The sequence below is a fragment of the Pseudomonas sp. R62 genome (genome assembly GCF_000257605.1).
GTDB classification, from domain to species: Bacteria; Pseudomonadota; Gammaproteobacteria; order Pseudomonadales; family Pseudomonadaceae; genus Aquipseudomonas; species Aquipseudomonas atacamensis.
This window is the reverse complement of record NZ_JH635998.1, coordinates 3,286,300-3,298,654: the sequence shown is the minus strand read 5'-3', so window position 1 is coordinate 3,298,654 and position 12,355 is coordinate 3,286,300. Positions and strand designations below refer to the sequence as shown.

The window sequence follows — 12,355 nt, the reverse complement described above, 5'->3', positions numbered from 1 at the left end:
TCTATCTGAATCAGGACAAGCACCTGACCGACGCCGACAATCTCTACTGCGCCGGCGGTACTACCTCGGCCTGCGATCTCTACATCTATCTGATCGAACGCTTCTGCGGCGCGAACGTGGCGCAAGCCGTGGCCCGCGACATCCTCTACGAAGTGCAGCGCAGCTATTCGCCGGGACGTATCGGTTTTGGTGGGCAGAAGCTGCATCAGGACGTGATCATCCTGCAGATCCAGCAGTGGCTCGAAGAACATTTCGCCGATAAATTCCGCTTCGAAGACGTCGCCCGCGAGCACGGCATGAGCATCCGCAACTTCATGCGCCGCTTCCAGACCGCCACCGGCGACAAACCGCTGCACTACTTGCAGCGCCTGCGCATCGAGACGGCCAAGGGCTTGCTTTCGGGCACGCGCAAGAGCATCAAGACCATCAGTTATGAGGTCGGTTACGACGATGCGAGCTTCTTCGCGCGGTTGTTCCGCCAGCACACCGAGCTGTCGCCTAACCAGTATCGGCAACAGTTTCAGCAGGCTGCGTAAACTTCCGCCAGACTGACGTCCCTGTGGGTGTAGTCCTTCCACGGGGACCGGCTTGTAAGTTGTGATTCGTCCGACACAAATGAACGAAAACAGAACAGCGTCTGGCTGTGTTTTACGACTGTTCGGACGTGCCTGCGCCGACCAGACTACTTCCCAAGCACATCGCATCAGGGAAGATCAACAGTGACCATCGGCTCCAGCTACAACTATCCCTCACAGGCTCCTGGCCTTGAAAAACGCAAAAAACGTTCGCCACAGGAAAAATGGAAAGCCCGTTTCCCCAATCCGCCGGACCTGTGTTTTGACTATCGCGCGTTACTGGAGCAGCCAGGCGGAATCGCCCGAGCGACTGATTCGAGCCATCGAATCTGCATCATCGGCGCAGGCATCACAGGCCTGACGGCAGCGAGAGAATTGCTGCGCTGCGGCTTCACCCAGATCACGCTGATCGAACAGTCCTCGCGAATCGGCGGCAGGCACCTGACCGTTCCCGGCAGTCCTCAATCCAAGGCCAGCCATACCCCGTTCGAAATGGGTGCGATGCGTATGCCTTTGTTCAATCGCGAAGGAGAATCGCCGAAGGAAGATCGTTCGCTGATGGCCTACTACACGACGATATTCGACCTGGCCCTTTCAGATTTTGCCAATCCCGGCAGCCAATGGGTCAAATCAACCGGCATCTATCTGCGCGAGGGCAGCCTGTCAGAGCAGGCTACGCCGCAAATGCTTATCTGGAAAAACGCCGACGGTCAGACCCGCCCTCCCGGCGAGGAGCTACAAGCGGTGTATGCAAAATGGAGAGCGTTCGCCGACCGCATGACCCGGCACGTTTGCGACAGTTATGCGAGCGAGGAATGGGAGTCCGTGTGGGCAGCTATTGTCGCCAGGTATCACGCCATTTCCTTCCGTGATCTGGTGAGCATGCCGGTGCTGCAACGCTGGGAAAAAGACGCGCCGGGCGATTTTGGCGGGATGGGAATGTCGCCAGAGGAATCGGCCATTTTTTATGCCATCGGCATCGGTGACGGCAGCTGGGGCGCATTCTATGACGTCTGTGCACTGTACCCGCTGCGCACTGCCATCTTCGGGTTCAGCAGTCACTTGCAACTGGTGCTGGGTCGGGTAGATGAAAAAGGCGATCCTCTGCCTGACTCACCGCATATCCGCAGCAATGCGGTTTTCGATTCAACCGGGCTGCAGTTCGAAGGCCCGCGCTACCTAGGTCTGGCGGCGCTGAGTGAAAGCCTTATGTTCATCAAACCTGATGAAACAGCGATGTCTTTCCACGAACACAGCCTGCAATACCGCGAAGGTTTGCTGACTGATAGCTCCGTCACTCGGCTGAAAAAGCTCGACAGCGGTAAAACCCGTGTCTACTACAACTGGAAGCAAAGTCGCCCCCATCAGGCCCAGGAACATTTCAGCGATTATGACTCCGTGATCATGACGCTGCCTTCGTGGTTGATCGAAACACGAATCAGGCTTGAAAACTTCACTGCACAAATGCTGCCGTTCGAAACGATCAATGCGTACAAGACTGCACATTGGGAAACCAGCTGCAAAGTGTTCGCGCCACTGAAGAAATCCTTCCTGTCCGGCAATACCGCTATCCCCCAAGCGATCGTCACGGACAGTTTTATCCACGATGTTTATACCTACCGCTATAACGATCACTACAGCTATGACTGCATTCTTCTCAGTTATACCTGGGAAGATGACGCTACCAAACTCTGCTGTTTCAGCGACAAGGAGCTGGTCGCCAAATGTGCCGAAGAACTGGATCGAATCCTGATGAACTGCAGCAATATCGGGCAACGCATCTCGCCTTTCATTGGCCTCAATCAAGCCGTCGTACAGCGCTGGATCACCGACAAGAACTCGCTTGGGTGCGCCAAGCTTTACCGCCCCGGCGCCTACCACGACGCTGTAAGCCTGATGAAATACAACCGCGAATATTCCAGTGTTTCCGGGCTGTATCTTTCTGGCGAGTCGTTTTCAGTGGATGCCGGCTGGACCGAGCCCTGCTTTCGCGGCGCTATCGATGCGGTGATTCATATTTGCGAAAAAACCTCGGCGCAGTTCAATGGCGGCTTCCAGATAACCGACTATCCACACTACCAGACCGGACCATGAAGTTTTCAGTCACGCAATTCAGCGTCCTGAGCGTGCATCGTCGATATGTGTTTAATCGTCCTAGGAGGCGTACTACAACTTAACCGGAAAGCGCCGACTTACCTTCCAGTGCTGACTCGACTCTTATGTTCCCCGCCACCCGATGGCGTGAAAACAACAATAAGGGATCATGAAAAATGAGTGAGTCAACAAGCCCTGTTCGTGTTGCGGTTGTGCAATGTGATCCGCAGGTCGGTACGCAAAATCGTGCAGCGAATCTGAGTAATAGCCTGGAGTTGGCACTGCAGGCGGTCAATGGTGGTGCCAACCTCATCGTTTTGCCCGAGCTGACAAACACCGGTTATTTCTTTCGCACTCGACAGGATGCGTTCGATCACGCCGAATCGGTTCCGGATGGGCCGAGCGTGAGCCGATGGGAGGATTTTGCCCGCCAGCATCAGGTGTATCTGGTGGCAGGGCTGACCGAGCGCGAAGGGGCACGGTTGTACAACACAGCCGTGTTGTTGGGACCTGACGGTTTCATCGGCAAATACCGCAAGGCGCACCTGTGGAATCTGGAGAAGCTCTGGTTCACTGCAGGCGATAGCGGTTTCCCGGTGTTCGAAACGCCGATCGGTCGCATCGGTCTGCTGATCTGCTGGGACATCTGGTTTCCCGAAGTCCCGAGGATCCTCAGCCAGCAGGGCGCGGACATCATCTGCAGCCTGAACAACTGGGTCTGGACACCACCGCCCTTGTTCGATGACGCCGGCAAGTGCATGGCTTCGTACCTGACCATGACCGCAGCGCACGTCAACAACGTGTTCATCGCGGCGGCAAGTCGAATCGGCGAAGAGCGTGGCGCTCGTTACCTTGGATGCTCTTTGATTGCTGGCACTAACGGCTGGCCGATTGGCCGCGTGGCGTCCGCCGACCAGCAGGAAATCCTCTACGCCGATATCGACCTGACCAGCTCGCGCAGTGCGCCAATCTGGAACGACCTGAACGATTTGCACCGTGATCGGCGCTGTGATGTCTACGATCGAATGCTCGGTTACACCCAGCATCCGTGCCTGCCGCGTTGACCGGAGGCCGGGCTATGGACATTCACGCAAAGCAACGCAAAACAATCGTGGCCAGAACCGCGATGGATAGCACCATCATCGGCCTGATTCTGGGTGCGGCCGCATTGATTGCCTGGCTATCGCTCACCCATCATTCGTTGTGGTCGGCACGCTGGCCGGATTACGGCCATATGGTCTCGAGCTTTCCCGACGCTGCTGCCTGGCTGCGCTGGGTGCTCGGGGATATCAGCGAGGTAGCATTCTATAAACACGAGTTTGCCTCGATCGGCCTACTGGCTGGTGCATATCTGGGCTATTGGGCGAATCGAACGGGAAAAGCCTGGCAAGGCTTCACCATCTGTTACGGCAGCGGGCTCTGGCCGTGGCTGGTCACAAGCTCATTGCTGGGCCTGGTGCTGAGCAATCTGCTATGGGGCTGGACTGTCACCGCGACCAGTTGGCAGCCCACCTTCGCGGCATTCGTGTCGTTGCCTGCCGCAATGGTATTGATGTTCGGTGCAGGCTGGAAGGTCGCGATCAACGGCGCCATCATGGGCGCCCTGTTCGTGACACCTCTGTGTCTGCTGATGGTCAATTACGTATGCAACCCACTCGGGCTGCCCGTGGTGATTGGCAATGTTTCGGGCATGGCCATCGCCAGCATCGGCGCCTTCGTGCTCTGTCGCTGTGTGCCGAGCCTGGTGAAATCCGCGGAACCCGAGCAGGTCGCCATGCAAGCCAGCGCCACCGTGCCCACCAAGGCGCCGGATTACGGCCTGGTGTGGAGCATGCGCCGGGTCTTGGCAGATTTTTCCGAAGCGCCTTTCTTCGGCAATGAGTGGGCCAGTCTGGGACTGATTGTCGGTGCGTTGCTCGCATTTACACTCAACCCGATGAGTCCGGTCTACGGCACCGGTCTGCTGCCGCAACTGCTGGCCGGTCAGGCGCTGACCTCGGCCTTGGGCGTGGTGATCTGGCGCAAGCAGTGGATGGCGCGCGGTTGGTATCCGACCTATGTACCGCTGGTGTCCGTTGTTCCGGCTGCGATCCTCACTTACGGTGCAGATTGGCAAGTGATCATTTCCAGTGCGCTGCTCGGCGCCCTGATCGCTCCGCCATTGGCCTGCGCCCTCGCGCAGCGGCTGCCAGGCTTCATGCATGGCTTTATCGGGAACGTGTTGTCGATGGCTCTCAGTACGCTATTGATCCTGCCAATCGTCGGATGGCTGGCCAGCCACTGATCTTTCCCCTGCCCCGGCTGGCATCTGGGTAGTCCCCGGTACAGCCGGTCTTTCTTCGCGAGGTATCACATGGAACTGCCAAAACTGGCCATTGCCGCGCTCGGCGGCACTGTCAGCATGCAATCGACGCACGTCGATCGAGGCGTCGTCCCCGCGGTGTCCGGGGAAATGCTGCTGAACACCGTGCCTGAACTGAAAACGCTTGGGCAACTGACCGTCGAAACTTTCGGACTGTTGCCCAGCGCGTCACTGGATTTCGAATATCTCTTGAACGTGCTGGACTGGGCCAACGCGCAGATCAGCCGAGGCGTGGCCGCAGTCATCATCATCCAGGGCACGGACACCCTGGAGGAATCCGCCACTTTCTTCGATTACCTGTGGGCGCACGACGAGCCACTGGTGCTGACTGGCGCCATGCGCTCTGCCATGCAAGCAGGGGCTGACGGCCCGGCAAACCTGCTGGATGCCGGTCGCGTTGCGCTGGCGGCATGCAGTCATGGGCGCGGAGCACAGGTGGTTATCAACGGCGAGATTCACCGCGCCAGTAGCGTGCGCAAAGTCGATTCAATGGCCATGCACGCCTTCGCCTCGCCCTTGACCGGCCCTGCTGGCTTGATAGTAGAAGGCGCTCCGCGCTACTTCCATGCGCCGATTGCGCGCCATGTTTTGCCGATCCCCCAAGACACCCGCCAGAATATTGCTTTGCTGGAAGCTTCGCTCGGTGCAGACAGTCTGCTGTTAGAGAAGGTTGTGGAGCTAGGTTACGCCGGCCTGGTGATCGCTGGCTTCGGTGCCGGCCATGTTTCAGCGAACTGGGCCAACGTCATCGAAGGCATTGCCCGACATATTCCAGTGATCATCGCCACCCGCACCGGTTGTGGCGCGACGGCGCAAGTGACCTATGGCTTCGTCGGCAGTGAAATCGATATGACGCGTAAAGGTGCCGTGATGGCTGGGTTCCTATGCCCGCGCAAAGCGAGAATTCTGCTGTGGCTTCTGGTTGGCTGCCAACAGCAATCAACGTTGGCAACCTGCCTCGCTGAACTGGCCCCATAAAAAAAGGCCTGCAATTGCAGGCCTTTTTTTTTGCCGAGACTCCGCTTAAGGCTTGTGCGCCCGCGACAGAAACTCGTGGGATTGCATCTCCAGCAATCGGCTCAGGGTGCGCTGGAACTCGAAGGTCAGGCGTCCGCCGGTGTACAGATCCTTCAACTCGACCTCAGCAGAAATGATCAGTTTGACGTTGCGGTCGTAGAATTCGTCGACCATGTTGATGAAGCGACGGGCGATGTCGTCGGTGGTGACGCTCATCTGCTCGACGCCGCTGAGCAGCACGGCGTGGAAAATCTTGCCCAGTTCGATGTAGTCGTTCTGGCTGCGCGGGCCGTCGCACAGTTCGCGGAAGTCGAACCAGGCCACGTCGTCGCAGGTGCGCAGAGCGCGGATTTCGCGGTTCTCGATGATCAGCACATCGTTTTCCACCGCCGCCGTGCACTCCGGTGTCAGTGCCTTGAAGCTCTTGCGCAGGCTTTCGTGCGCGGCTTCGTCGAGCGGATAGTGGAACAGCTCGGCTTGCTCGAGGTGACGCAGACGATAGTCAACACCGCTGTCGACGTTGACGATCTCGGTGTTCTGTTTGATCAGGGCGATGGCCGGGAGGAAGCGCGCGCGTTGCAGGCCATCCTTGTACAGGCCGTCCGGAACGATGTTCGACGTCGCGACGAGGGTCACGCCGTTCTTGAACAGCTCTTCCATCAGCGTGCCGAGGATCATCGCGTCGGTGATGTCGGAGACGAAGAATTCATCGAAGCAGATCACCCGCGACTCGGCCGCGAAGCGCTTGGCGATGATGGTCAGCGGGTTCTTCTCGCCGCCCAGGGTTTTCATTTCTTCGTGCACACGCTTCATGAAGCGGTGGAAGTGCGTGCGGGTCTTTTCCTTGAACGGCAGCGCTTCGAAGAAGGTGTCGACCAGGTATGTCTTGCCGCGACCGACGCCGCCCCAGAAATACAGGCCCTTGACCGGTGCCTGATCCTTTTTGCCAAACAGCTTGCCGAGCAAACCCGGCTTGTTCTGGTCAGCGGCGATCAAGTCGTCGTACAGACGCTGCAAGTGACGCACAGCAGTTTCCTGCGCGGCGTCATGGAAGAAGTCCGGGCGTTTCAGATCAGCTTGATATCGTTCTAGGGGCGTCATAATTCGTTAGCAAGGCAACAAAAACGGGCCGTCACTGTAGCGACGGCCTGTGGGAATGGCAATCGGCCCTTGGTCGGGTCGTGCCGCCGATCAGTCTTGAGCTGGAGTCAGTGCGACGCGCAACGCCTCGATGGCGGCGTCCCGCGCACCGATGTCGGCAAACGCCGGGCTGTCGCCCACGCACTCACCGGCCAGCCAGACGCTGAAGCTCAGTTCTTCAGTACGCACATCCAGCGGCTCGCCGGACTGCAACTGTTTGGTCGCCTGGCCGGCGGTTTTGCCGTCGGCGAAGTTACGCGACAGCAGCAATTGCTCGCCATCGGCCGCCAGCAGACGGAAACGGAAGCTGCCGTCGTCCTCGCGGAAGCTGACGAAACGCGCGGCTTTCGCGGCTTTTTTCTTGGTAGTCGCGGCCACCTGAACCTGATTGACGAAAGAACGCAGGCCGACAGCTTCGCGCAATTCATTGAGGAACGGCGTGGCCACGGCGCGGGCCTTCTTCGCACCGATCTGCAGGATGTCTTCCAGGTCCGCCGGACGCTCGATCAACTGGTGATACTTCTCGCGCGCCTCGCCCAACTCGCTGTCGAGCAACTGGAACAGGCGATTCTTCGCCTCACCCCAGCCCAGACCACCGAGCAGTTCGCTGCGGAATTCGTCAGCCTGCGCCGGGGTGGCGAAGGCCTGGAACAGAGTGAACAGGTGCGAGTTGTCAGGATCTTTCGCTTCGCCCGGGGCCTTGGAGTCAGTGACGATCCGCGAGATCGCGTCCTTCATCTCTTTGGCGCTGGAGAACAGCGGAATGGTGTTGTCGTAGCTCTTCGACATCTTGCGACCGTCGAGGCCCGGCAAGGTGGCCACGCTTTCTTCGATCAGCGCTTCGGGCATGGTGAAAAATTCTTTGCCTTGACCGAACAGATGGTTGAAACGCTGACCGATATCACGGGCCATTTCCACGTGCTGAATCTGATCGCGACCGACCGGCACCTTGTGCGCGTTGAACATCAGGATGTCCGCGGCCATCAGCACCGGGTAGCTGTAGAGGCCCATGGTGATGCCGGCATCCGGGTCTTCACCGGTTTCAACGTTCTTGTCCACCGAGGCTTTGTAGGCGTGCGCGCGGTTGAGCAGGCCCTTGGCGGCGACGCAAGTCAGCAGCCAGGTCAGCTCGGGGATTTCCGGGATGTCGGACTGGCGGTAGAACGTCACGCGGTCAACATCGAGGCCGCCGGCCAGCCAGGTCGCGGCGATTTCCAGACGCGAGCGCTGGATGCGCAGCGGGTCATCGCATTTGATCAGGGCGTGGTAGTCGGCCAGGAAATAGAACGAATCGGCCTGGCTGTCGCGGCTGGCGAGGATTGCCGGGCGAATGGCGCCGGCGTAGTTGCCCAGGTGCGGCGTGCCGGTGGTGGTGATGCCGGTGAGAATGCGGGTACGGTTGGTCATGGGTAATCGCTTGTCAGACTGCAATCAATTCGAGAGACGCGGCAGCAGCAGATCCTTGAGATCGGTCAGCTTGCCGTGAAAAAAGTGTCCGCATTCTGCCACTTTCAGCAGCTCATGGGGGCGCTGGAGTTGTTCCGACCACTGGTAGACCAGTTGCGGATCGATGACTTCATCGGTTTCCGGCTGGATCACGGTCAACCCGCCGTGCTGCGGCAGTTGATCCTGCTCGCCCAGACGCATCACCGCCGGGGCAACCATGAACAGGTGCTCAAGCTGCACGCCCTGGGCTTCGAGACGGCCGCCGAGACTTGCTGCAACAAATCCGCCGAAGGAGAAACCGAACAGGGTCAGCGGCAGATCCGGGTGTATTTCCCGCAGCCATGTAGCTGCGGCCTGGGCGTCGTCGACTTCACCGGTGCCCATGTCGTGAGTGCCCTGGCTGGCGCCGACGCCGCGATAGTTGAAACGCAAGGTGATCAGGCCTGCGTCGCGCGCGGTGCGCTGCAGGGTCGAGACGACCTTGTTGAGCATGGTGCCGCCCTGTACCGGGTTCGGATGGCAGATCAGCGCGATGCCGCGCGGCTGCTCGTTATCCAGATACAAAGCCTCAATTTGGCCGACAGGGCCGTCAATCACTACAGGGGTTTCACGCATCAGCAAGGGAGGAACTCCGTGACCTCGAATCGGGTCGACTCGTCTAGCAAATTGTCTGTGCCAATCTATTGCGAGTGAATCGCGGTATACAGCGCAGGTTCGAGCCGTTAACGTAAAGCAAAGCCGTTTATAGAGGAAGGACTCGTGGAACACTCGCTCTTAGTTTGGTTGTTACCGACTCTTGCCCTGGTTGTGGGTGTCGCCATTGGATTCCTGATCGCGCGCGTTGCGCCGAACGCCGCACCGAGCCGCACGCAGCGTCAACTGGATGATATCCAGGAGCGTTTCGACAGTTATCAAAACGAGGTGGTCACCCACTTCAACAGCACCGCGATGCTGGTCAAGAAGCTCACTCAGAGCTATCAGGAAGTGCAGGATCATCTTGCCGAGGGCGCCAACCGTCTGGCCCTGGACGAGCAGACCCGCCAGCGCCTGATCGCCGCCCTGCACGCGGATGCCGCGCAGGCACCGCGTGAGCGCCTGACGCCGCCGCGCGACCAGGAACCACCGCGTGATTACGCACCGAAGAGCCCGAATTCGCCGGGCATGCTCGATGAGCATTATGGTCTGAAGAAGTAATCGGGTTTCGCGCCCAACAAAAAGCCCCCGGACAATGCTGTTGTCCGGGGGCTTTTTTGTATCTGCAATCTTCGCTGCGCTTGCCGGCCTCTTCGCGAGCAGGCTCGCTCCCACAGGGGGAATGCATTTCAAATCTGGGAGCGGGCTTGCCCGCGAAAGGGCCGGCACAGATGACACAAAAAAATGCCCGATCACAGGACCGGGCATTTCTTCAATCAGGCAATCGCTTACGGATACTGCTGCACCGTGCCCGGCTGCTGTTGCTGACCACCATACTGCTGACCCGGAATAGCCTTGAGGTTGACTTCAACCCGGCGGTTCTGCGCGCGGCCGTTGACGTCGCCGTTGCTGGCAATCGGGTTATCCGGGCCGGCGCCACGGGCCGACAGGTTGGCACCGCTGACGCCTTGCGAGGTCAGGTAGGTCGCCACGCTCTGCGCACGACGCTGGGACAGGTCCATGTTGTGCTGGCGGCTGCCGGTGCTGTCGGTGTAGCCGACGATTTCGATCTGGTTCTGGTTGAACTCTTTCAGTGAGTTGGCCAGGTTGTTCAGCGGTTGATAGAAGCTGGAAGCGATGTTCGCCGAATCGGTGGCGAAGGTGATGTTGCCCGGCATGATCAGCTTGATCTGATCGCCCTGACGCTGCACTTCAACGCCAGTGTTGGCCATGCTCGCGCGCAGTTTCTTTTCCTGCTGGTCGGCGTAGTAGCCGTAGCCTGCTGCGGAGGCACCGACGACCGCAGCGCCGATCAAGGCGCCCTTGCCACGGTTGTCGTGGCCGATGGCGGCACCGGCGAGTGCACCGGCCAGCGCACCGAGGCCACCGTATTTGGCGGTTTTGCTCATGCCTTGCGAGCCACCGTCGGCCTGACCCTGATTGTCATACGGATTAGGCGAGGCGCAGCCGGACAGCACGGCCACGGCAGTAGCGACAATAATCAAACGACGCGTGGTGAACATGGAGAGCTCCTGGTCTTTTTGCATTCTGTGGTGCAGCGGCCACTGATCAATCAATGGACCTGCGCGGGCGTTGGATCATGACAATGCCTAAAAATTCCGCCCGCTGCCCGTGACAAAAAATTCAGGCACGCACAAACGGGTTCTCGCGCATCTCATCACCCAGACGCGTATCCGGACCGTGCCCGGTAACCACCGTCGCGTCCTCGTCCAGCGTATACAGCCGCTGCTTGATCGAACGCACGATGGTCGCCTGATCGCCACCCCACAAATCCGTGCGCCCTACACCGCGACGAAACAGCGTGTCTCCGGCTATCAACAGCTTAGCCTCGGAAAACCAAAAGCTCATGGAACCGGGTGTATGTCCCGGCGTGTGCAGTGCCACGCCACAACCGCAGGCGAGTTCTTCGTCATCGCTCAACCAGCGATCCGGCGACGGCACCGGGGTGTAGGGCACACCGAACATCTGGCATTGCATTTCCAGGTTGTCCCAGAGGAACTGGTCGTCCTTGTGCAGATGCAGGGTCGCACCGGTTTTCTCCTTCATCTGCCCGGAAGCGAGAAAGTGATCGAGATGGGCGTGGGTATGGATGATGCTGACGACTTTGAGGCCATGGGCGTCGAGGCGCGCCATGATCAGATCAGGGTTGCCGCCCGGGTCGACGACGATGGCTTTTTTGGTGATTGGGTCGCCGATGATGGTGCAGTTGCACTGGAGCGGGCCGACGGGGAAGGTTTCGCGGATAAGCGCAGGGCTGGGCGTGGTCATGGAAAAATCCTGGACAGGGTCAACGCCGTTGGCAACGGCCGATGGCGAATTTTACCGTCGCTAGAGCAATAACCCCAATGCCTTCGCCCGCGCCACGGCCTGCGTACGCCGCTCAACCCCGAGCTTGCTGTTGATATGGCTGGCGTGGGTTTTCACGGTGTGCAGGGAAATGAACAACTGCTCGCTGATCTCCTGATTGGAACAGCCTTGAGCGATCAGGCGCAGCACGGCCAATTCCCGGCTGCTGAGTTGTTCGGTAGTTGAGTTTTCTACGCTCGGGCGCGGCGCGGCTGTTGGAAAATGCGTAAGCAACTGCTGGCTGACGGCGTTGCAGGAAAGCGCCTGCAACTGCCCGCGCAACCAGTCGGCATGGTTTTTCAGCAGCGCATCAAAAGGTTGGTAAACGCCGCCGGCCGCAGCTTCCAGCGCCTGACTCAACACCTTGCGCGCATCGGGCTCGCGCCCACTGGACAGCAACAGCGCCACCTTCTGCGTCAACGCCATCACACTGAGCAACTGCCGCCCGGTCCGCTGGCCGTTTTCATGCAACACGTTCAGCCGCCCTTCGGCGAGCATCGGTTGCCCCTGAATCACATCGAGCAGCGCCTGTTGCAGTTCCACGTGCAGTGGCAGCTGTGGATGAAACTCCGGTGGCGCCGCAGCGTGTTCGCCGGTGTAGGTCTGGCCCAATCTTGCAAGCCACGCCTCGGCGAGATCGATGCGGCCCTGGGCCAGCCACAGCTCGCATTTGACCAGGGTGATCATCGCCAGATAGTAGATCGGCGGCACGTCCCAGATG

The 12,355-nt window shown here is 59.3% G+C and carries 12 protein-coding genes; 6 read left to right on the top strand and 6 right to left on the bottom strand.

Going from position 1 to position 12,355, the window contains the following annotated elements; translation table 11 throughout:
* From OQK_RS15925 to OQK_RS15905, 5 genes are all read left to right on the top strand, one after another.
* Window positions 1–536: GlxA family transcriptional regulator (locus tag OQK_RS15925; protein WP_157221904.1), on the top strand; the 536-nt coding region annotated here is incomplete at its 5' end.
* Between the two features lie 183 nt (window positions 537–719).
* Window positions 720–2,669 carry a flavin monoamine oxidase family protein gene (locus OQK_RS15920; protein ID WP_016773258.1) on the top strand — a complete coding sequence of 650 codons (1,950 nt, stop codon included), beginning with the start codon at window positions 720–722 and terminating at the stop codon, window positions 2,667–2,669.
* A 176-nt stretch (window positions 2,670–2,845) separates the two neighbouring features.
* The gene (locus OQK_RS15915) at window positions 2,846–3,733 is read left to right on the top strand and encodes a nitrilase family protein (protein ID WP_038860996.1); all 888 of its coding nucleotides are present in this window, start codon (window positions 2,846–2,848) and stop codon (window positions 3,731–3,733) included.
* 62 nt (window positions 3,734–3,795) lie between these two features.
* On the top strand, window positions 3,796–4,953 hold the full coding sequence (locus OQK_RS15910; RefSeq protein WP_238537191.1) for a hypothetical protein: 1,158 nt from the start codon (window positions 3,796–3,798) through the stop codon (window positions 4,951–4,953).
* A gap of 69 nt (window positions 4,954–5,022) precedes the next feature.
* Complete coding sequence (locus OQK_RS15905) at window positions 5,023–6,009, top strand: asparaginase (RefSeq protein ID WP_016773255.1); 987 nt, start codon at window positions 5,023–5,025, stop codon at window positions 6,007–6,009.
* A gap of 45 nt (window positions 6,010–6,054) precedes the next feature.
* On the opposite strand, the gene zapE is transcribed toward OQK_RS15905, so the two are convergent.
* The 3 genes from zapE to OQK_RS15890 all read right to left on the bottom strand — a co-directional run bounded on the left by zapE (window position 6,055) and on the right by OQK_RS15890 (window position 9,249).
* Window positions 6,055–7,149, bottom strand: a complete 1,095-nt coding sequence (gene zapE, locus OQK_RS15900) for a cell division protein ZapE (protein WP_016773254.1) — start codon at window positions 7,147–7,149, stop codon at window positions 6,055–6,057.
* A gap of 90 nt (window positions 7,150–7,239) precedes the next feature.
* Window positions 7,240–8,595, bottom strand: a complete 1,356-nt coding sequence (locus OQK_RS15895; RefSeq protein ID WP_016773253.1) for a tryptophan--tRNA ligase — start codon at window positions 8,593–8,595, stop codon at window positions 7,240–7,242.
* A 24-nt stretch (window positions 8,596–8,619) separates the two neighbouring features.
* Window positions 8,620–9,249 carry an alpha/beta hydrolase gene (locus tag OQK_RS15890; protein ID WP_038861235.1) on the bottom strand — a complete coding sequence of 210 codons (630 nt, stop codon included), beginning with the start codon at window positions 9,247–9,249 and terminating at the stop codon, window positions 8,620–8,622.
* A 144-nt stretch (window positions 9,250–9,393) separates the two neighbouring features.
* Here OQK_RS15890 and OQK_RS15885 point away from each other — a divergent pair, with 144 nt between their 5' ends.
* Complete coding sequence (locus tag OQK_RS15885) at window positions 9,394–9,828, top strand: YhcB family protein (RefSeq protein ID WP_016773251.1); 435 nt, start codon at window positions 9,394–9,396, stop codon at window positions 9,826–9,828.
* Window positions 9,829–10,055: 227 nt separating this feature from the next.
* Here OQK_RS15885 and OQK_RS15880 read toward each other — a convergent pair whose 3' ends face one another.
* The 3 genes from OQK_RS15880 to OQK_RS15870 form a co-directional block, all read right to left on the bottom strand.
* The gene (locus OQK_RS15880; protein ID WP_016773250.1) at window positions 10,056–10,790 is read right to left on the bottom strand and encodes an OmpA family protein; all 735 of its coding nucleotides are present in this window, start codon (window positions 10,788–10,790) and stop codon (window positions 10,056–10,058) included.
* Window positions 10,791–10,911: 121 nt separating this feature from the next.
* The gene (locus OQK_RS15875; protein WP_016773249.1) at window positions 10,912–11,556 is read right to left on the bottom strand and encodes an MBL fold metallo-hydrolase; all 645 of its coding nucleotides are present in this window, start codon (window positions 11,554–11,556) and stop codon (window positions 10,912–10,914) included.
* Between the two features lie 60 nt (window positions 11,557–11,616).
* The coding region (locus tag OQK_RS15870; protein WP_238537189.1) for a LuxR C-terminal-related transcriptional regulator at window positions 11,617–12,355 on the bottom strand (739 nt) is incomplete at its 5' end.